This is a genomic window from Mesorhizobium sp. M0983 (assembly GCF_040318975.1).
GTDB lineage: Bacteria > Pseudomonadota > Alphaproteobacteria > Rhizobiales > Rhizobiaceae > Mesorhizobium.
The window spans coordinates 247,916-267,951 of record NZ_JAMYNH010000004.1 but is presented as its reverse complement, the minus strand read 5'-3'; the positions used below and the strand labels follow the sequence as shown (position 1 = coordinate 267,951).

At 61.9% G+C, this 20,036-nt stretch carries 21 protein-coding genes and 1 tRNA gene; 11 read left to right on the top strand and 11 right to left on the bottom strand.

What is annotated here, in order from left to right; all coding sequences use genetic code 11:
- Positions 1-85 precede the first annotated feature (85 nt).
- From NKH71_RS10480 to NKH71_RS10465, 4 genes are all read right to left on the bottom strand, one after another.
- The gene (locus NKH71_RS10480; protein WP_023717595.1) at positions 86-745 is read right to left on the bottom strand and encodes a TerC family protein; all 660 of its coding nucleotides are present in this window, start codon (positions 743-745) and stop codon (positions 86-88) included.
- A 193-nt stretch (positions 746-938) separates the two neighbouring features.
- The gene (locus tag NKH71_RS10475) at positions 939-1,340 is read right to left on the bottom strand and encodes a DUF930 domain-containing protein (protein ID WP_023717594.1); all 402 of its coding nucleotides are present in this window, start codon (positions 1,338-1,340) and stop codon (positions 939-941) included.
- A gap of 15 nt (positions 1,341-1,355) precedes the next feature.
- Positions 1,356-2,177 carry a hypothetical protein gene (locus NKH71_RS10470; protein ID WP_352789990.1) on the bottom strand — a complete coding sequence of 274 codons (822 nt, stop codon included), beginning with the start codon at positions 2,175-2,177 and terminating at the stop codon, positions 1,356-1,358.
- Positions 2,178-2,204: 27 nt separating this feature from the next.
- A tRNA-Ser gene (locus NKH71_RS10465) sits at positions 2,205-2,294 on the bottom strand.
- Positions 2,295-2,741: 447 nt separating this feature from the next.
- On the opposite strand from NKH71_RS10465, the gene NKH71_RS10460 reads away from it, so the two are divergent.
- From NKH71_RS10460 to NKH71_RS10420, 9 genes are all read left to right on the top strand, one after another.
- Complete coding sequence (locus NKH71_RS10460) at positions 2,742-3,488, top strand: hypothetical protein (RefSeq protein ID WP_245278523.1); 747 nt, start codon at positions 2,742-2,744, stop codon at positions 3,486-3,488.
- 275 nt (positions 3,489-3,763) lie between these two features.
- Positions 3,764-4,981 (top strand): septal ring lytic transglycosylase RlpA family protein, encoded by a 1,218-nt coding sequence (locus NKH71_RS10455; RefSeq protein ID WP_352789988.1) that lies wholly within the window; start codon positions 3,764-3,766, stop codon positions 4,979-4,981.
- A 132-nt stretch (positions 4,982-5,113) separates the two neighbouring features.
- Positions 5,114-6,244: a D-alanyl-D-alanine carboxypeptidase family protein gene (locus NKH71_RS10450; RefSeq protein ID WP_036244342.1), complete on the top strand. Its 1,131-nt coding sequence runs from the start codon at positions 5,114-5,116 to the stop codon at positions 6,242-6,244.
- 64 nt (positions 6,245-6,308) lie between these two features.
- Positions 6,309-6,983, top strand: a complete 675-nt coding sequence (tmk, locus tag NKH71_RS10445; RefSeq protein WP_352482558.1) for a dTMP kinase — start codon at positions 6,309-6,311, stop codon at positions 6,981-6,983.
- Positions 6,980-8,035, top strand: a complete 1,056-nt coding sequence (locus tag NKH71_RS10440) for a DNA polymerase III subunit delta' (RefSeq protein ID WP_352547214.1) — start codon at positions 6,980-6,982, stop codon at positions 8,033-8,035. The genes tmk and NKH71_RS10440 overlap by 4 nt, the downstream gene beginning before the upstream one ends.
- Before the next feature lie 120 nt (positions 8,036-8,155).
- Positions 8,156-9,742: a methionine--tRNA ligase gene (gene metG / locus NKH71_RS10435; RefSeq protein WP_352482677.1), complete on the top strand. Its 1,587-nt coding sequence runs from the start codon at positions 8,156-8,158 to the stop codon at positions 9,740-9,742.
- On the top strand, positions 9,742-10,536 hold the full coding sequence (locus tag NKH71_RS10430) for a TatD family hydrolase (RefSeq protein ID WP_352789984.1): 795 nt from the start codon (positions 9,742-9,744) through the stop codon (positions 10,534-10,536). The genes metG and NKH71_RS10430 overlap by 1 nt, the downstream gene beginning before the upstream one ends.
- Before the next feature lie 3 nt (positions 10,537-10,539).
- A complete protein-coding gene (locus NKH71_RS10425) occupies positions 10,540-11,358 on the top strand; it encodes an MBL fold metallo-hydrolase (RefSeq protein WP_023717587.1) in 819 nt (272 codons plus the stop codon).
- 207 nt (positions 11,359-11,565) lie between these two features.
- Positions 11,566-12,150: a hypothetical protein gene (locus NKH71_RS10420; RefSeq protein ID WP_352789982.1), complete on the top strand. Its 585-nt coding sequence runs from the start codon at positions 11,566-11,568 to the stop codon at positions 12,148-12,150.
- Between the two features lie 90 nt (positions 12,151-12,240).
- Here NKH71_RS10420 and NKH71_RS10415 read toward each other — a convergent pair whose 3' ends face one another.
- From NKH71_RS10415 to NKH71_RS10400, 4 genes are read right to left on the bottom strand one after another with little or no spacing between them, the layout of a single operon-like run.
- On the bottom strand, positions 12,241-12,795 hold the full coding sequence (locus NKH71_RS10415) for a DUF2076 domain-containing protein (protein ID WP_352789979.1): 555 nt from the start codon (positions 12,793-12,795) through the stop codon (positions 12,241-12,243).
- A 31-nt stretch (positions 12,796-12,826) separates the two neighbouring features.
- Positions 12,827-13,534 (bottom strand): Bax inhibitor-1/YccA family protein, encoded by a 708-nt coding sequence (locus NKH71_RS10410; RefSeq protein WP_023717585.1) that lies wholly within the window; start codon positions 13,532-13,534, stop codon positions 12,827-12,829.
- A 27-nt stretch (positions 13,535-13,561) separates the two neighbouring features.
- The gene (locus NKH71_RS10405) at positions 13,562-14,335 is read right to left on the bottom strand and encodes an anti-sigma factor family protein (protein WP_023717584.1); all 774 of its coding nucleotides are present in this window, start codon (positions 14,333-14,335) and stop codon (positions 13,562-13,564) included.
- A complete protein-coding gene (locus NKH71_RS10400; protein WP_023717583.1) occupies positions 14,332-14,865 on the bottom strand; it encodes a sigma-70 family RNA polymerase sigma factor in 534 nt (177 codons plus the stop codon). The genes NKH71_RS10405 and NKH71_RS10400 overlap by 4 nt, the downstream gene beginning before the upstream one ends.
- Positions 14,866-15,080: 215 nt before the next feature.
- On the opposite strand from NKH71_RS10400, the gene NKH71_RS10395 reads away from it, so the two are divergent.
- Positions 15,081-16,265: an amino acid aminotransferase gene (locus NKH71_RS10395; RefSeq protein ID WP_352789977.1), complete on the top strand. Its 1,185-nt coding sequence runs from the start codon at positions 15,081-15,083 to the stop codon at positions 16,263-16,265.
- A gap of 135 nt (positions 16,266-16,400) precedes the next feature.
- Positions 16,401-17,225 (top strand): nucleoside triphosphate pyrophosphohydrolase, encoded by an 825-nt coding sequence (gene mazG, locus NKH71_RS10390; protein WP_352496547.1) that lies wholly within the window; start codon positions 16,401-16,403, stop codon positions 17,223-17,225.
- A gap of 5 nt (positions 17,226-17,230) precedes the next feature.
- Here the strand turns inward: mazG and hflX are convergent, their stop codons facing one another.
- The 3 genes from hflX to NKH71_RS10375 all read right to left on the bottom strand — a co-directional run bounded on the left by hflX (position 17,231) and on the right by NKH71_RS10375 (position 19,877).
- Positions 17,231-18,622 carry a GTPase HflX gene (hflX, locus tag NKH71_RS10385; RefSeq protein ID WP_352789975.1) on the bottom strand — a complete coding sequence of 464 codons (1,392 nt, stop codon included), beginning with the start codon at positions 18,620-18,622 and terminating at the stop codon, positions 17,231-17,233.
- Entirely contained in the window at positions 18,623-18,868 is a 246-nt protein-coding gene (hfq, locus tag NKH71_RS10380) for an RNA chaperone Hfq (protein ID WP_006202172.1), read from the bottom strand. It abuts the gene before it with no gap.
- A 145-nt stretch (positions 18,869-19,013) separates the two neighbouring features.
- On the bottom strand, positions 19,014-19,877 hold the full coding sequence (locus tag NKH71_RS10375; protein ID WP_023717579.1) for a D-amino-acid transaminase: 864 nt from the start codon (positions 19,875-19,877) through the stop codon (positions 19,014-19,016).
- Between the last annotated feature and the right edge of the window lie 159 nt (positions 19,878-20,036).

Genomic DNA, 20,036 nt, shown 5'->3' with positions numbered 1-20,036 from the left:
TGGGCAGCGGCTGCAGCGAAACGCAAGCGCCCCCGAAGGCTGGCCGAAGTCGAAGTGCCGGCCGATGCGAATTCGAGTCGATGCGTCAGCTCACCGCACTGCTGACATGCGGCAAGACTTCCACCGCGCCTCGATAGATCATATCGAGCGCGACATAGAAGATGATCAAAAGGCCGATATAGGCGATCCAGCGGTGGCGGTGCAGCAGCTTGGCGATGAAGCTCGCGGCAAGGCCCATCAGCGCGATCGACAGGACCAGGCCGATCACCAGCACCTGGAAGTGATCGCGCGCTGCGCCGGCGACTGCCAGTACGTTGTCGAGCGACATAGAGACGTCGGCGATGACGATCTGCAATGCAGCCTGACCCAGCGTCTTCTTACGCGCCTTCCCGGCCACCATATTATCGCTGTTGATATCGGAATTGGACAACGCCTCGGTCGCCTCCACTTCGTCGGCATGGGAGGTGCGCAGTTCGCGATACATCTTCCAGCACACCCACAGCAGCAGGATGCCGCCGGCCAGCAGCAGGCCGACAATCTGGAGCAGAGTGACAGTGATAGCTGCAAAACCGATGCGCAGCACCGTCGCCGCCACCACGCCGATAAGGATCGCTCTCTTGCGCTGCTCGACCGGCAGGCCGGCAGCGGCAAGGCCGATGACAATGGCGTTATCGCCTGCAAGCACGAGATCGATGGCGATGACCTGGAGCAGGGCAGAGAAGCCCGCGGCGGTGAAAATTTCCATCGACTGGGAGTTCCCTTGCTGGTTGGCCGGCCGTTCGGGTTGAATGCCTGGAGGCCCTAACGTGTATGGTTCCCGCGCGTCAAGGGACTGGTTGGAACAAGGTCGGCAAACCGCCCGTCACGGCGGCAACATACAGAGTTTGCGACGATCGGCCCGAAACACCGGCGAAAATGCGGCCAGAGGTCGCGAATGCTTAGTTGTAGAGATTGTATTTGGGCCAGTCGCTTTCGGGAATTTCGTCGCCGATCCGGTAGCGGAGTTGCAGGACTTCCATATGGTCCGGCGCTGTCTCGCATTTGAATTTCAGCCGGTACCATTGTCCCTTGCTGCGAAAGGCAGCGCCCGGGCTCCTGATCGCATCGGCGCCCATTTCGGGCGTCGCGAAGGCGTAAGCGACGACGCGATCGGCTCTGTATTTGTGGTCGTCGCGGGTAATCCGGTCGAGAATTTCGGCGTCGCATCTCTGCTCCAGCCGGGTTTGCGGATCGAGTTTCAGCAGGCCGGCGCGCAATGCGCTGTCCATGGCGCTGGCCGGCCAAGCCAGCATCAAGCATGCGAGGACCGCAAGTTTATTCATGGGCGGGAGAAGCACCATATTCGGGCGCGGAAATCAACCCGATGAGGCGTCGGCTGCCGGTGGACGCTGATCGATCATCCCGAACGAAGGTGGCTCTTTTGCTGGGCTGAGCGTGTGAAAAAGGTCGCGCGGCGGAGTGCCGAGGCTAGCAAACAGCTCGGCCGGGAGGTTCTCCACACCGTCAATGGGATTGCCGAGGGCTTTCGCGAAGACAGCGAAATCGGCGGGCGGCAAGCTCGTTAGAAGCTGATCTAGATCAGTGTCCCGTTCAACTTTGATCCGCTCGATCGATGACAGGGCTAGTGGAAGCATATCGCTCAGTAGTTTGGCGTCGTTCTGCTTGTAATTCGTCCGTTGACCATAATCGACCTGTGTGAACTGGCCGTCAGCCAACTGCACGAGGAGAAGCCGGTCCATCGCCCATGTCCCATCCGCGTAGTGATCGCCGTATCCGAAGTGCGCTACCACCTTGCGCCGTAGATCGAGGAGATGTCTGTGCTTTGCGCGCTGTTCGTCGGTCCAACCGTTAGTCAATGGCATCGCGCCGCGCTGGTCATTCGAAGTCGCAACCCTCGCATAAAGCAGCAAGGCGTGCTGGAACAGTGAGCCCCCAATCGATGCTCGCTCGTCATCCTGAAACTCGGTTTCGACAATAGCACTTTCGCGCCCCACAAGACGTGCGAGCATCGCCACCTTGTGGGAAGCGGACTTTAGATCGAGAAGAGCGGAGCCTGCCTCCACACGACGACGAATCGCCTTGCCGATAGCGCGAAACGGAGCGCGGTTGGGCAGACGCTCGGCAGCGCCGCCTATGTCGAACACCTGGAGAGAAGGGGGTTTGACAGAAACCATCATGGCACAGGGTACTATCACGTAATGGCATGGCGGAGGGAGTGGGATTCGAACCCACGGTGGGCTTGCACCCACGCCGGTTTTCAAGACCGGTGCCTTAAACCGCTCGGCCATCCCTCCAAGGTGATTTTTCAATCACTTAGGATATCGCGAGAGGGCGGGTTCGAGCAGTCGGTACCGGATTGGCACCAGGACGTTCCCCAACCGGTTCGCGCTTCATTCCTGTAAAGCCGCATTCAACACCAAGTCAACCATGGCGACCGCACCTTTGGGCGCGATTCAGGACGGTGAGCAGCCCGGCATGGCGACCTGTGTTTTGTGCTGAGTGTGGAAAATCGTTTTTAAAACCCGCACAGACTATTAATCGTTGTGCGCCGATATGTTGGGCGCATTAAACACATGTAAGTAAATCGTATTCCGGAGTTGATTTTGGCCGTACTTGGCGCTCTCCCGCCCGGTCTTCGCTGTAGACCAATTCGAGAAACCGACTGGGAGGGAGTGGTCGACTGTCTGTGCAGGGGCTTTCCGGCGCGTAACCGGAGTTACTGGATACAGGCTCTGACCCGTTTGTCGCAGCGGCCCGCAGTTGCCGAGTTCCCACAATATGGCTTTGTTTTGGAGCATGCCGGTCGGATCGTCGGCGTTGTGCTCACCCTTTATGCTCGCTACCAGGGGTCGGAGGGCGACGAAATCCGCTGCAATCTTTCAAGCTGGTCAGTCGACGCAGAATTCCGTCCCTACGGCGCCATGTTGGTTGCGGCGGTTCTCAAGCGAAGGGATGTGACCTACACGAACATTTCGCCGGCACAAGCGACATTGAAAGCCAACCGGGCGCTCGGCTTTCGGCTCTTCTCCAGCGGACAATTTACCTTCGTGCCGGCTTTAAGTTCGGCGCAGCGGTCATGTCGCGTGCTCGAAGCGCGTCCCGATCTTCCGGAATTGGCGATGCTGTCCGAGAGTGAGAGATACATACTCTCTGAACACTCCACGCTGGGCTGCCTGTCGTTGATCTGCATTTGCGACGGAGCAGCGTTTCCCTTGGTGTTGATGCCGCGCCGAATGTTGCACGGTCTTATCCGATGCCATCAGATCATCTATTGCCGCTCGCTCGCGGATTTAAGCCGGTGCGCCGGTGCCGTGGGGCGCTTTCTCTTGCGAAGGGGAATCCTGGTTTGCTTTGTCGACGCCAAGGAGCCGATTCCAGGTTTGTTGGGGTGGTACCGCGCCAACAAGGGGCTGAAATACTTCAAGGGCCCCAGACCACCCGCACTTGGAGATCTGACGTTCACCGAGCTTGTGATATTCGGTCCCTGAATCTGCGCTCGGAGACATGCCAACGCCGGGCAGCAAAGCGTGCGGGCACGAATGGCGCTGGTGATCGATACGCGATGATTTTCATGCCGATCGGCGAGACGGTCGTGCCACAATCTCGCCCGGTTCCGACCACAATCGGTTAATACGGTGATAAACAATTCCTGCGCACAAAAGGATTGGGGTTGGGAGTCGCCGGCGTTTCTGGAGTGGGTGCTTTGGCACCGCCAACGTTAAAGCTGCGGTGCCTTCGTCGAGACTGTAGGGGACAATCGAAAATGCAGACTACGGCGCGCCCGCGTCTTCGTCGCGCTTCCGCTTTCGCGCTGTTTGCCTTGTCGGCAGCCTTTCTTGCGGCATGTGCCGGGCCGCAGCAAAAGGCGATGGTCAACAAGAAACCACGCTCCAAGGAATATTTTTCCGAAGCCGAATACGGTGTGAAAGCCAGCCCGCGCGTGACGTTCAAGACGTCTCGCGGACGCGATCAGCTCGGCAGACCCTATCAGGTGCGCGGCAAGTGGTACTATCCAAAGGAAGACAAGCGTTACGCCAAGGTTGGCCTCGCATCCTGGTATGGTGAGGCCTTCCACGGCCGGTTGACCGCCAACGGCGAAGTCTACGACATGGCAGATCTGACGGCGGCGCATCCGACCATGCCGCTGCCGAGCTATGCGCGTGTCACCAACATGAAGACCGGCAGCTCGGTGATCGTGCGCGTCAACGATCGCGGACCCTATCATGATGGACGCATCATCGATGTGTCTAAGCGCGCTGCTGAAATGCTCGATTATGCCAATATCGGTACGGCCGAGGTGAAGGTCGAATATGTCGGCCGTGCGCCGCTCGAAGGCAATGACGGTCAATATCTGATGGCCTCGTACCATCCCGGCAACAGGGCACCGGATCCATCGGACGGTCTGCCCAGCGGTGTCATGGTCGCCATGAATGGGCCGTCGCCGAGCCTGCCGGTAAGCGCCGCGGTGGTGCCGTTCCCCGGTCAGCTGACGAATTCCGGGCAGGCATCGGAAGCTGTCGTTGCGACGCAGGCACTGGCCTCCGGCGATGTGACGCTGCCCGAATTTGGACCGATCGTGCCGGAGCGTCCGGAAATCAACCTGCCGGCGCAATCGCCATTCACTGTGGCGTCGCTGTCCTATGCCAATGAGCGCGTGCAGCGCGCCTCCAACGCCTTCGCCGCGCTGGATGGCGTCGGCATGTCGCCCGCCGAGATTCTTCAATCCTGGAAACGGCAAGCTCCTCCAGCCGGGTCGCCCACGGACTATGTCGCGGCGGGTTCGTTCGAGGATGCCGCCGAAGCCGAGCGGGTGGCGGCCAAACTTTCCAGCTTCGGCAAGACCGAGATCCAGCGCTCCGAACTCGACGGCAAAGGCTGGTACTCGGTCAACCTCTATGCCGACGGCCATGGCAGCCTGGACGAGATGCTGCTGGCCGCGTGGTCGCATGGTGCGCCGGATGCGCTTGCCGTACGCAACTGATGGCGGGTCGCCTGGCTTTCTCGTGCGCGATTGATCCGCCGCGGAAAAGCCTGCTAGCTTCGGCCAACTTGCAAAAGAGCGCCGGCTGACTGGTCGAACCCGATGAAATTTTTCCGTCCTTCCACCGGGCTCATGACGCTCGGCCTGCTGCTGCTCTCGCTTGTGCCGGTCTCAGCACAGCTTTTCGAGACCAAGGCCGCGCAGGCCTTCATGATCGACGCCGAAACCGGCACCGTGCTGTTTTCCAAGGATGCGGACAGGTTGATCCCGCCGGCCTCGCTGGCCAAGCTGATGACGATGGAAGTGGTCTTCGACGCCATCAAATCAGGGCGCATGACGCTCGACGACACTTTCGTGGTCAGCGAGAACGCCTGGCGCAAGGGCGGCGCTCCTTCGGGGACATCGACCATGTTCGCGAAACTCAAGTCGACGATCCGGCTGGAGGACCTGATCCAGGGCGTGACCGTGCAGGCGGCCAATGACGGCTGTATCGTCATCGCTGAAGGAATGGCCGGGTCCGAAGCGAATTTCGCGGCGCAGATGACCGAGCGCGCCCGCCAGATCGGCTTGCAGAAATCGACCTTCGTCAATTCCACCGGTCTGCCGGCCGACGGGCAGCAAACGAGCGTTCGCGAGCTTGCGCTTCTGGCCCTGCATATCTGGCGCAACTACCCGGATCTCTACCGCTATTATGGCCAGAAGGATTTTAGCTGGAACAAGATTTCCCAGAGGAACCGCAACCCGTTGCTGGCCATGGATATAGGCGCCGACGGCCTTGCAGTCGGCGCCAGCGAGCAATCCGGATTCGGCATAGTCGGCTCGGTCAGCCACAATGGAACAAGGATGATTGCGGCAATGAGCGGACTGGCAAACGACCGCGAGCGCGCCGAGGAAGCGCGAAAGCTGCTCGACTGGGGCGTTCGCTCGTTCGAGAAGACGGAGATATTCGCCAAGGACGAAGTGGTTGGCGAAGCCCAGGTCTTTGGCGGCTCCAAATCCGGCGTCGCGTTAAAGGCTAATGGACCCGTGGAGATCTTCCTACCGATCGCCAACCGCGACAAGCTCACCGCCAGGATTGTCTATGACGGACCGGTGGCAGCGCCGGTGGAGGAGGGGCAGCCGGTGGGTACGCTGCGCGTCTGGATCGGCGATACGCTGAGCCAGGAGACGCCGCTTTTTGCCGCCGAGTCGATCGGTGTCGGTTCGTTGCCGCAACGCGCGCTCGATGCCGCCAAGGAACTGGCCGTCGGCTGGCTGCGTTAGCACCGTCGCGGTGGACCTTTTTTCCCGCCGGGACTATACGGTCCCCGAAGTATGGACAAAGGCTTTGGCGCGCGGATTTTTCATCACTTTTGAAGGCGGCGAAGGAGCAGGCAAGTCGACGCAGATCGGGCGGCTGGCAAAGAAGATGCGCGCCAAGAAATACGATGTACTGGTGACGCGTGAGCCGGGTGGCTCGCCGGGCGCGGAGGCGGTCAGGCATGTCCTGCTTTCAGGCGCAGCCGAGCCGTTCGGCCCCAAGATGGAAGCGCTGCTTTTCGCCGCCGCGCGTTCCGACCATGTCGAACAGGTCATCCGGCCGGCAGTCGAGCGCGGCTCGGTCGTGCTTTGCGACCGCTTCATGGATTCCTCTCGCGTCTACCAGGGCGTCACCGGAGGCCTCGACCCGGCATTCATGGACGCGTTGGAGAAGGTCGCCATCAACGGCATGGTGCCGGACATGACGCTGATCTTCGACATCGACCCCGCCGAGGGACTGAGGCGCGCTACCGCCCGACGGGGCAGCAGTGACGGCCCGGACCGCTTCGAGAAGGAAACATTGGCCATCCACCAGCGCCGCCGCGAGGCGTTTCTGACCATCGCCGCGGCTGAACCCGAACGCTGCGTCGTCGTCGATGCATCAGCAGACCCGGACACGGTGGAGGATGTCGTTACCGCCACCGTCTTCGCGGCTCTCGAGAAGATGATGCCGGCGCAAAGCAGACAGGCGGCGCCGGCATGATTTTCGAACGCATCGCACCCGAACAGCACGATACGCTGGACGGGGTGCCGGAGCCATCCGAGACGCCGCGTCTCGTCGGACATCTTCAGGCCGCCGATATGCTTGCCGCCGCCTATCGCTCGGGAAAGCTGCCGCACGCGCTGATCTTTGCCGGGCCGGTCGGCATCGGCAAGGCGACGCTGGCCTTTCACCTGGCGCATCACCTGTTGAAGCACGCGGCCTTCGGGCAGGCGCCGGAAAGCCTTGCCGTTCCCGATCCGGCATCGTCGCTGTTTCGTCAGATCGCCACCGGCGCGCATCCTTCGGTGCTGCATCTTACGCGCCCCGCAAACGACAAGACCAAGAGCTTCAAGACCGTGGTCACCGTCGACGAGATCCGCAAGGTCAGCCGCTTTCTGTCGCTGACCTCGCATGACGGCAGCTACCGGGTGGTTATCGTCGATCCCGCCGACGACATGAACACCAATGCTGCCAATGCCTTGCTGAAGAATCTTGAAGAACCACCGGCGCGCACCTTGTTCATCCTCATCGTCCATGCGCCGGGCAGCCTGCTGCCGACGATCCGGTCGCGCTGCCAGATGGTGCGGTTGGCGCCGCTCGATGCCGAGAGCTTGATGACGGTTCTGGAGGGCATCGAGCCACCGCCACCGGAGGATCCTGCGGCGCGCGCGGCGCTGGCGGAACGGGCAGGGGGCAGCGCCCGCACTGCGATCCTGTTGACGCAATATGGCGGGCTGGAAATCGCCGCCACCCTCGACGCCCTGGTGATGGCCAAAAAGACAGATGTCGCCGGCGCCTACCGTCTTGCCGAGGCGGTCGCCGGCCGCGACCAGGCGATCCCGTTCGAGATATTCAATCGCCGCGCACTTGATCTTCTGTCGGCCGGCGCCAGCCAGGCCGCGCTGGCCGGCGATTTGGCGCGGGCCAAAACGCTGTCGGATACTTGGCACGAGGCTTTGAACGCTATATCTGAAACCGAGACCTACAATCTCGACAAGAAGCAGCACGCCCTGACCATGATCGACCGCCTGAATTCTGCAATGCGAATGTGACGGCCGCTGGCGTGGCTTTGAAGCCCCTGAGTTTTGATCCCAATCAATCGCAGGAACTTCGAAGCCACCACATTGGCGTCGGATGGCAATTGCCGTTTCGATGCGATATCTCACCGCGACATCTTTCATTCAGACATTCATGACGGCTCATCCATGGCACGCGAAAAATACTACGTCACGACGCCGATTTTCTATCCGAACGGCAAGCCGCATATCGGCCATGCCTACAATGTCATCGCCAGCGACACGCTGGCCCGCTTCCAGCGGCTCGACGGCAAGGACGTCTTCTTCGTCTCGGGAACCGACGAGCACGGTTTGAAGATGCAGCAGACGGCGGACGCCGAAGGCTTAGCGCCGAAAGCGCTTGCCGATCGCAACTCGGCGATCTTCCGCTCGATGCTCGAAGCGACCGGTTGCTCGAACGACGTTTTCATCCGCACCACCGAGGAGCGTCATTACAAGGCCTGCCAGGCGATCTGGACGCGCATGGCTGAGAATGGCGACATCTACCTCGACCGCTACAGCGGCTGGTATTCGGTGCGGCAGGAAGCCTATTTCGACGAGGCCGAAACCAAGGTCGGTGACGACGGCGTGCGCCGCGAACCACTCGGCTCGCCCGTCGAATGGACCGAGGAAGAGAGCTATTTCTTCCGCCTTTCCGCCTATCAGGACAGACTGCTCGCGCTCTACGAGAACAGCCCCGAATTCGTCGGACCGGCGGAGCGGCGCAACGAAATCATCAGCTTTGTCAAATCCGGCCTGAAGGATCTGTCGATCTCGCGCACCACATTCAAATGGGGCGTGCCGGTGCCCGGCGATGAGAAGCATGTGATGTATGTCTGGGTCGATGCACTAACCAACTACATCACCGCCGCCGGCTATCCGGATCCGGCCAATGAGAGATGGTCTTTCTGGCCGGCAAACGCCCACGTCATCGGCAAGGACATCATCCGCTTCCACGCGGTCTACTGGCCGGCATTCCTGATGTCGGCTGGCATCGAATTGCCGAAGCGCGTGTTCGCGCATGGTTTTCTGTTCAACCGTGGCGAGAAAATGTCGAAGTCGGTCGGCAATGTCGTCGATCCGTTCGCGATGATCGAGCACTACGGCCTTGACCAGGTGCGCTATTTCTTCATGCGCGAAGTGCCGTTTGGCCAGGACGGCAGCTACAGTCACGATGCCATCGTCAACCGCACCAATGCCGATCTTGCCAACGATCTCGGCAATCTGGCGCAGCGCTCGCTGTCGATGATCGCCAAGAACTGCGGCGGCGTGGTGCCTAAGCGCGGCGAATTGAGCAATGCCGACAAGGCGATCCTCGATCAGGCCAATGCCGCCCTTGTCACGGCGCGCAGGACGATGGCCGACCAGGGCATCCATCTGGCGCTGGCGGCGATCTTTGGCGTGGTGGCGGAAGCCAACCGCTATTTCGCCGGCCAGGAGCCATGGGCGCTGAAGAAGACCGATCCGGCACGCATGGAAACGGTGCTGTGGACGACGGCTGAAGTGATCCGGCGTGTCGGGCTGCTGTGCCAGCCCTTCATTCCGGAGTCGGCGGCAAAGCTGCTCGACCTTTTGGCGGTGCCGGCGGACAGCCGCGATTTCGCGAATGTCGCCGAGGCTCACGCGCTGGTATCCGGCACGGCACTGCCGGCGCCGGAACCGGTATTTCCACGCTATGTCGAGCAAACGGATACAAGCGCCTGATGCTGGTCGACAGTCACTGCCATCTCGACTTTCCGGATTTCGCCGAGGAGCGGGCGGCCATCGTCGCCCGCGCCCTTGCGGCCGGTGTCGGCCGCATGGTGACGATCTCGACGCGGGTGAAGCGGTTTCAACAAGTGCTTGAGATTGCGGAGACTTTCGATGAGGTCTATTGCTCGGTCGGTACCCATCCGCACAATGCGGCCGAAGAGCTTGATGTGACTGTCGAGGATCTGGTGCGGCTGTCCGATCATCACAAGGTGGTGGCGATCGGCGAGGCCGGGCTCGATTATTTCTACGATCATGCGCCGCGCGATGCACAGGCGCAGGGCTTTCGCACCCACATCGCCGCGGCTCGTGAGACCGGTCTGCCGCTGGTCATCCATTCACGCGACGCCGACGACAACATGGCTGATATCCTCGAAGAAGAAACAGGGAAGGGCGCCTTCCCCTTCATCTTGCACTGTTTTTCATCGGGGCGCCGGCTGGCCGAGATCGGCGTGGCGCTCGGCGGCTACGTTTCGTTTTCCGGCATCCTGACTTTCAAGAACTCCGCCGAGCTGCGCGCCGTCGCCGCCGATGTGCCGCGCGACCGTCTGCTGGTCGAAACCGACGCGCCATACCTTGCGCCGATCCCGTTTCGCGGCAAGCGCAACGAGCCTGCCTATGTCGCGCATGCAGCCAAGGTGCTGGCCGACACGATCGGCGTCAGCGAGGCCGAGATCGCTGCTATCACCACCGACAATTTCTTCCGGTTGTTCAGGAAAATGCCGCGCCCGAGCGCGCCGGGCGCCTGACGCATGAGCGATCGGTTGCGTCTTACCGTCCTCGGCTGCGGCTCATCGCCGGGCACGCCACGCATCACCGGCGACTGGGGCAATTGTGATCCGACCAACCCAAAGAACCGGCGCATGCGCACCGCAGCGCTCGTCGAGCGGATCGCGGCGAATGGCGCCAGGACCACGGTCGTCATCGACACCGGCCCGGATTTTCGCGAGCAGATGCTGCTGGCATCGGTCAGGCGCATCGATGCGGTCGTCTATACGCATCCGCATGCCGACCACATCCACGGCATCGACGATTTGCGCGGCTTCGTGCTCGAGCAGCGCCACCGGATCGACATCCATGCCGATCAGGTTACCATGCTGCGGCTGAGGGAAGCGTTCCGCTACTGTTTCGAAACACCGAAAGGCAGTTCGTATCCGCCGATCGTCAACGCCCATATCATCGACCACAACAGGCCGGTGGTGATCGAAGGCGAGGGCGGCGCCCTCACCATCGAACCGCTGCCGCAAATCCACGGCGACATCATCTCGCTGGGTTTTCGTATCGGCAATCTCGCTTATTGCCCTGACATCAGCGACTTTCCGGGAGCGACAGCCGAGCGTATGCGCGGGCTGGACATGCTGGTCATCGACGCGCTGCAATACACCTTCCATCCGAGCCATCTGTCGCTTGGCCAGGCGCTCGGCTGGATCGAAAGACTGGCGCCGAAGAACGCGGTGCTGACGCATATGCATGTGCCGCTCGACTACGCCACGGTAATGGCCGAGACGCCGGCCAACGTCGAGCCTGCCTATGACGGCATGACGATCGAAATCCCTTACAAATCAGCGTAAAGGACCAAGGTTTTCATAGCTGGGTTACAGAGTTCGCTCCAAACCGCCCAGCGGCTCGCTTATGCTATCTTCGCCACGTCCTATCGGCCATGTCAGTTCCATAATCTATCTTATGCGACTGAAGCCTGTAGCGTCCACTGAAGCCTGTAGCGTCCGTTGGCAGCGAGACAGCATTTGTGGGGCAACGGCGTGCTAGGGTTGCGAATCATGAACACACTGCTTGCAAGTCTTGCCCTCACCCTCGCCTGCGCATTCACTGACGCGCGAGCGCAGGACTTTGATCGTGCGCCAGGCGAGAATGACCTGGCTTTCGCGAAACGTGTGGTTGGGTTCGCGGACAACGCTGATCCGCACACCACAGCCGTGACCTGGAACGGCCTCCAGACACTGTTCGTCGATTACCAGACCACTGAGGAATATCCGGAACGCCCACTCGTCGCACTACAGCAGCAACCCGACGGGTACCGTACAATCCAGGTCACGCTTGGCGAACACGAAGGCGGCACGCCAGAGATTACAGCGCTCGGCCTCGTCAACGCCGATCACGATCCGGCAAAGGAACTGACTGTCATACTTGCCTGGCCTGTTTCGCACTACGACGTTTCGGGGACGCTCTACGAAGTTCGCATCTTCGACGCCCCCAAACCGGGCCAGAAGGCGCTGACGCAATTGAAAGTGAGCCAAAAGTTCGACGCCACCTGCGACTGCGGATGGCGCGACGGCACGACGAAGCGTTTCCGTTTCAAGACGATCAGGGCGGTCAAGGCTGAATTGAAGCGCTTGGGCTATTAGCCGCCGGCGAGAGCTCGCTTGCCGGATGCTGCCCCCGCCTACCCGGTGACCGGCAATCGTCACGAGCGCCGGCACAGGCTGGGTCGCTCGTCAGAATTCCATATCCCCGAAGTCACCGCCATTATCGGAGCTGGCATCGTCTGCCTGGTCGGCTTCGTCCGGCTGCGGTGCCGGCCGTTCGGCTGCCTGCGCTTCGCTGCCGCCAAACATGCCGGCGATCGCATTGCCGAGCAGCACGCCGCCTGCCACCCCCATCGCGGTCTGCGCGGCGCCGGCAAGGAACCCGCCGCCGGCCCGCTGTGACTGGTCTTGTGGCTCCTCCGCGGCAGCAGAGGCGGTGCGCCCTACCCGCGGAACCGAGCCTGAGCGCCTGCCGCCGCTGCGGCCGAAGAAGCCACTGAGCGGTCCACCGCCGGCAGGCTGCCGCGCCTGCTCCTCCAGCTCTTCGATGCGCGCCTGCGCTGCGTTCAGGGCCCGCTCCTGCACCACGATCGTCTGTGCCATGTAGTATGGCGCCCCAGGCTGCTGGGTGATCTGGTCCTGGATCAAGCGTTCCGCTTCGGCATCGCGCGGCGGCGCCTGGCGCTCGACATTTGCGAGCTTCTCGAAGAGCTGTCCGATCGCCTGCTGGTCGTTTCTGTCCATGATGTACTATTCCGGTCTCGGTCCGACGCGGCTATTCGCGCTCGCCGGTGAAGTTCAGCAACAGCTGGAAGATGTTGACGAAGTTCAGATAGAGCGAGAATGCACCAAAAACGGCGAGCTTTTGCTGTGTTTCGGCGCCGAAGTTTTCGGCGTACTGCTCCTTGATCGTCTGCGTGTCCCAGGCCGTGAGCCCGACGAAGACGGCGATGCCGATCACCGAGATCGCAAACTGCAGCGCTGTCGAACCCAGGAAGATATTGACGATGCTGGCGATCACCACGCCGATCAGGCCCATGATCAGGAAGGACGAGAACTGCGTCAGGTCGCGACTGGTTGTATAGCCATAAAGGCTGGTGGCGCCGAACATGGTGGCGGCGATGAAGAAGGTGCGGGCGATGCTGGTGCCGGTAAAGACCAGGAACACGGAAGCCAGCGACAGACCCATGACCGCGCAGAACGCCCAGAACATTGCCTGGGCCCCGGCCGCCGACATCGTCTGCATACGGAACGAGAACAGCAGCACAAAGGCCAGCGGCGCCAGCATCACCACCCATTTCAGCGGGGTGGAGAAGATCGGCACGTAAAGGGCGGGCGTGGAGGCCACCACGAGGGCGATCACGCCCGTAACGACGAGGCCAAGGCCCATGTAGTTATAGACGCGCAGCATGTGCCGGCGCAGGCCTTCGTCGTAGACGGCTCCGGCTCGGGCTCTGGTCCCAATGTATCCCAGATTGTTCATTTGGTTCTCCTTCTTAGAGGTAGTCGATCAGTAGAGTGTTTTGGCGAGCGCTTCGGCCGTGCGATCGAGGCCGCGGACATCGCTACGTGCGACGACTGCGTAGGCGACCTCGCCGATCTGGAAATAGGCCGAGGAAACCTCGCCCGACGGAACGACAGTCGGCTTGACGACGTCGAATGTTCCGGGCCGGATGGCGAACAGCGAGAGCAGCCCCATCTCTTTTGTCTCGACAGCCATCTCGACGCTCGGGCCGAACTGCGATGGGTAGATCTGCACGTCACGGACCGTCCAGTCCGTTGGCAGCGATGGCATGACGATCGCCGTGGCGGCGCGGATTTCGTCGGCATTGTAGCCGGGCGCCTCGAGTTGTGACGACATCGCCTCGCGCACGAGCGTCGTCCGATGCGCCCGGACTGCGTCCTCCACATAGGCGGGCGGATGGGTCGAAGCGACGACTTCCGTCACCGATATCGGTCCGATGAGCCCGTTCGCAAGCCAGCCGGCGGCGACGAAAACAGCGACAGCCGCCGCGCGCTGCAAAGCACCAAGGACACGGCCGCGCGCTAACCCCCGCTCCAGCCGCCGTGCCGCATCAGCCGTCGCCGGCCGCGCCATGCCTTTCGATCCGGCAAGCGCCACGCGCAGCTCGTCACGCGTCCTCAGATCAGTCATCACCCGCGCGGCCGCTTCCGGGCGAGCCGAAAGGAACGCCTCGACCTCGATGCGACGAGCAACGTCCAGCTGATCGTCGACATAGGCGTCGAGATCGGTGTCGGTGACGGGATCGCGCAGTTGGTTCATGATCCACCTCCGACGATCTTCAGATGGCTTTTCGTGCGTGCCGGTGCCGCGTCCTCCATCTCGCGGAGTGCCGCACGCGCCCTGCCGATGCGCGACATCAGCGTGCCAAGCGGCACGCCGCTAACCTCGGCCGCCTCGCTGTAGCTAAGCCCCTCGATGGCGACGAGATGCAGCGCGCAACGTTGCTCTTCCGGCAATGTGAAAAAAGCGTCGCGCACCTGTGCCAGCCGGACGGAATGTTCCTGCGGAGCCTGGACGCTGGCCTCGGTGAGATGGCCGGCCTGTTCGATGCGCACCGCTTCGGATTTGCGGGATCGCAAGCCGTCGATGAACGCATTGTGGACGATTGACAGCAGCCATACGCGAAGATTTCCGCCTGAGCGGAAGCTGCCGCGTCGCTCATAGGCACGCACCAGCGCATCATGCACCAGATCCTCTGCATCGGCGCTGTCGCGCGTCAGCGAGCGTGCGTAGCGGCGCAGCGAACCGAGCTGTCCCAGAATATCGAAGCGTGGCATCGGCCGTTTCATGTCCTGTTTACGGAGCAGGTCGGGGTTTTAATCCCGCTCTCCCCGAATTTTTTCGGCTCGCCGCGCTCTCGTCCTGGGAGATCTCGGGCCTGCCCTCGACCGGCAGATAGTATCGGCCGCCCTCGAGGCAAACCGGCGCCGAGTTGGCGCATATGAAACCGCTGGCAAAGCACGGCCGGTTTGCGTATCACTCCGCCGCCAACGGAACCTTGTCGATGTTCGAAAATCTCCAGCCCGCGCCCGCCGACAAGATCCTTGCCTTGATCGGGCTCTATCGCGCCGACCCGCGTCCCGACAAGGTCGATCTTGGGGTCGGCGTCTATAAGGATCGCGACGGCAAGACGCCGGTGATGCGCGCGGTGCGCGAAGCCGAAAAGCGGCTGCTGCGAGGCCAGGACACCAAGACCTATCTCGGCCTTGCCGGCGATACCGCCTTCAACGCGGCAATGGCTAGGTTGGTGTTCGGCCCAACCGCCGACATGACGCGCATTCGTGCGGCACAGGCGCCCGGCGGCTCCGGCGCGCTGCGGCTGGTGGCAGAGCTGCTGAAAAGGACCCGCGCCGACGCGACGGTCTGGCTATCGGATCCGACATGGCCGAACCACATGCCGGTGATGCGCGCCGCTGGCCTGCAGATACGCGAGTACCCCTATTTCGACGTTGCTTCTGGTGCGGTTCGCTTCGACGACATGCTGGATGCGTTGAGAACCGCGAATCCCGGCGACGTCGTGCTGTTGCATGGCTGTTGCCATAACCCGACGGGCGCCAATCTAGACATCTCGCAATGGGCTGCCGTTGCCGATCTCGTCGTTGAGCGTGGTCTGCTGCCCTTTGTCGACATCGCCTATCAAGGCTTTGGCGAGGGGCTTGATGCGGATGCCGCCGGCTTGCGCCTGCTGGCGGCGAAAGTTCCGGAAATGGTCGTTGCCTCGAGCTGCTCGAAGAACTTTTCCGTCTATCGCGACCGCGTTGGTGCAGCGCTGATCATGGCGAAAGACGGTGCGCAGGCGGATATGGCGATGGGCCAGATGCTGTCGGCGGCGCGCGCCATGTATTCGATGCCGCCGGACCATGGCGCGGCTGCGGTGCGCATGGTGCTCGAGGACGCTACGTTGCGGGCCGACTGGGAAGCAGAGCTTGAAGAGATGCGCCTGCGCATGCTGCGGCTGCGCGTCCAGTTCGCCGAAGCGCTGCGGCGGCAGTCCAACTCCGACCGTTTCGATTTCGTCGCCAGCCATCGCGGCATGTTTTCCCGGCTTGGCCTGTCGGAAGCGCAAGTCGAGCGGCTGCGCGCCGAGCATGGCATCTACATGGTCGGCGACAGCCGCATCAACGTTGCCGGCCTGCCCGAGGACGGCATGGACGCGCTCGCCAAGGCGATTGTCTCCGTGCTCGACTGATACTTTTTGCTTGACCATGATCTTTTCCGAAAACCGGCTTCCACGATCATGGTCTGGCCGCCGATCTGTGGACAAGGCGCCCTCACCGGCTGAAGCTGTTGGCCGCACAGCCGTGTACAGGATAGCGTTTCCCAGATGAAACCCTCGAAAGACATTTCCCGGCTGATCGAGATCATGGCAGCGCTGCGGGCGCCGGAAACCGGCTGCCCGTGGGATATCGAGCAGGACTTTTCGACAATCGCGCCATACACGGTAGAGGAAGCCTACGAAGTGGCGGACGCCATCGCGCGGGGCGACCTGGACGATCTGCGCGATGAACTCGGCGATCTCCTGTTGCAAGTGGTCTACCACGCGCAAATGGCCGAGGAGGCCGGCGAATTCTCATTCGGCGATGTGGTCGAGGCCATCACCACAAAAATGATCCGCCGCCACCCGCATGTTTTCGGCGACGAAAAGGCGCGCAGCGCCGGCATGGCGAAGGGCATGTGGGAAAAGATCAAAGCGGAGGAAAAAGCGGAGAAGCGCAGCGCCCGCCTCGTCCGAGGGCTCGACCCCGAGGACCATGGCAAGGGCTTTCTCGACAGCGTGCCGGTCGCCCTGCCCGCGCTGACCCGGGCCCTCAAACTGCAGGAAAAGGCCGCCCGCGTCGGCTTCGACTGGAGCGAGGCGGCACCGATCCTCGAAAAGATCGAGGAGGAGATCGGCGAATTACGCGAAGCGCTGGCCAAAGGCGACAGCGCACCGATCAAGGACGAGTTCGGCGACATGCTGTTTGCGATCGTCAATCTCGGCCGGCACCTCAAAATCGATTCCGAAGCGGCACTCAGCGGCACCAACGAAAAATTCCGGTCGCGCTTCCACCATGTCGAGCAGGCGCTGCAAGCGTCGGGAAACAGCCTCGAAGAGGCGACGCTGGACGAGATGGAAGCGCTCTGGCAGCAGGCAAAAAGCGCGAAATAAACGCCCTACCCATTGTTTTGACGTCGCAATCGGCTTTCTATCTCTTGTCGAGCACTGTGTGTGGCCTTGAGCGCGATGGTCACGCTGCCATCCTCATTGTCATCACGCGAGACGATGTCGCCGTTGCGGTAAAGCCAGTCGACGACGCCGAGTTGGTCGGGCTTGAGCGTGACGGTGAACGTCTCCAGTTCGCCCGACATCATCGTCTCGATGATCGCCTTCAGCGCATCGATGCCTTCGCCGGTAACCGCCGATATGGCGATAGGCGGCGCCTTCCTGCCGTCAGCACCATCGGCAAGCAGCCGCGCGCGGTTGCCCTCGTCGAGCCGGTCGATCTTGTTCCACACTTCGATGACGCGCTTGCTATCGCGGGCATCAACGCCGAGATCGGCAAGGATGCGCTCGACATCTTCGGCCTGTGCGGCCGTATCGGGGTCGGAGATATCGCGCAGATGAATGACGAGGTCTGCCTCGACCACTTCCTCCAGTGTCGCCCTGAAGGCCGCGACCAGATGCGTTGGCAGGTCGGAAATGAAGCCGACCGTATCGGAAAGGATGACCGGCGTTCCGTGCGGCAGGCGCACGCGGCGCAGCGTCGGGTCGAGCGTGGCAAACAGCATGTCTTCCGCCAGCACCCCTGCTCCGGTCAGCCGGTTGAACAGCGTCGACTTGCCGGCATTGGTGTAGCCGACGATCGCCACCACCGGAAACGGCACCTTCTTGCGCTTGGCGCGGTGCAGGTCGCGGGTGCGGCGCACCGTTTCGAGCTCATGCTTCAGCTTGGTGATCTTGTCCTGCAACACACGCCGATCCGACTCGATCTGCGTCTCGCCAGGGCCGCCGAGAAAGCCGGCGCCGCCGCGCTGGCGCTCAAGGTGGGTCCAGCTCCGCACAAGGCGGCCCTTCTGGTAGTTGAGATGGGCAAGGTCGACCTGCAGCGTGCCTTCCTTGGTGCGGGCGCGCTCGCCGAAAATCTCCAGGATCAGCCCGGTGCGGTCGAGCACCTTGGCGTTCAACTCTTTTTCGAGATTGCGCTGCTGTACCGGTGTCAGCGGATGATCGACAATGACCACTTCCGCGTGCCCCTCTTTGACGATCTCGGCGAACTCCGCGACCTTGCCGCTGCCGAGCAAGGTCGCCGGGCGTGGATCGTTGACGGTCACCACTGCCGTGTGGACCAGGTCAAGGTCGATGGCGCTGGCGAGGCCGACCGCCTCGTCGCGACGGGCCTCGGCGGAACGGGTCAGGCGCGGACGATTGGTGTCGTCGTTGCCACGCGGCTGCCGGGTAAGCACCGGCACGATGACCACCGCCCGGGTCGGACCGTTGGCCTCTGTCCCGGTCTGATGTGCTGGTTTTCCGCGAACGCTGCGGTCCGCGTCTTTCTCACGTGCCAATCAGGCGCCCTGGCTTTCCTCACCATCGAACATCTGAACCGGCTGGCTCGGCATGATCGTGGAAATGGCGTGCTTGTAGACGAGCTGGGAATGGCCGTCGCGACGCAGCAGAACGCAGAAATTGTCGAACGAAGTGACCACGCCGGTCAGCTTCACGCCGTTGATGAGAAAGATGGTGAGTGGGTTTTTGCTCTTGCGAACTGAATTCAGGAACAGGTCCTGAAGATTTTGCGATCGTTCCGCCATTGTTCTTGTCTTTCGCCGATCCCCTTCGGTTTGCAAGCCAATGCGCCAAATTAGCTGGCACATGTCAAGCACGCAAACACCATCTTGCCGTCAGTAACGACAAGCAGAACGAGATATATTGATGTTCATTCCATCTGTGCGGTTATCAGGCTGGACTTTTTTCCGCAACGTCAAAAAAGGCCCGCCGTAGTGAAACTGTTATCGAGCCCGGGTGGCCGTTGGCGACGGGAGCGCCATCGATTGCCACCACCGGCATGGCGATCGTGGTCGCGGAGCTGATGAAAACCTCGCGCGCGGCCTTGGCCTCGGCAACCGAAAAGCCGCGCTCCTCGATCTTCAGGCCGAGCTTGGCGGCGACATCGAACAGTGTCGTGCGGGTGATACCGCGCAGGATGCCATGCTCGGCCGGCCGCGTCACCAGCACGCCGTCCCTGGTGATGATCCAGGCGTTCGACGATCCACCTTCCTTGACGGTGCCGTCAACATCGACGAACCACGCCTCCTGGGCGCCTGCTTCCTTGGCTTTCTGTTTGGCCAGCACGTTCGGCAACAGGCCGACCGACTTGATATCGACCCGATCCCACCGGTTCTCCGGCACCGTGATAACCCGGATCCCGCTCTCGGCCCGCTTCGCGGCAGCTGCAGGATCGGCTTTTTTGGCAGTCACCACCAGCGACGGCTTCGTGCCCGCCGGCGGGAAGAAAAACTCACGGCTGGCGACACCGCGTGTCACCTGGACATAGACCAGGCCGTCGACGACATGGTTGCGGCGCACCACCTCGCCCATGACGAGCGGCAGCACGCCGCGCGTGATCGGCCAGTCGATCGAGAGTTCGGTGAGCGAGCGGTTCAATCGGGCGAGATGGCGCGGCATGTCGACGATGAAGCCCCGCGCCACCTCGCAGACCTCGTAGACGCCGTCGGCGAATTGATAGCCACGGTCCTCGATGTGCACGGAAGCTTCGGCGTGAGCGACATAGCGTCCGTTCACATAGGCAATGCGCGGCATGGATAACCCCTGGAGAAGTCAGCGCATGAGCCCGAAAATCGGAATCGATTTCGGAAAGGATCATGCGCAAAAATCAAAATGCTACAGCCTCCTTTATGCGTCCCAAAGACGCGCGGCGCTGCAGTGCTCTTATGCGATTCCACGACCGCCGTAACCGGT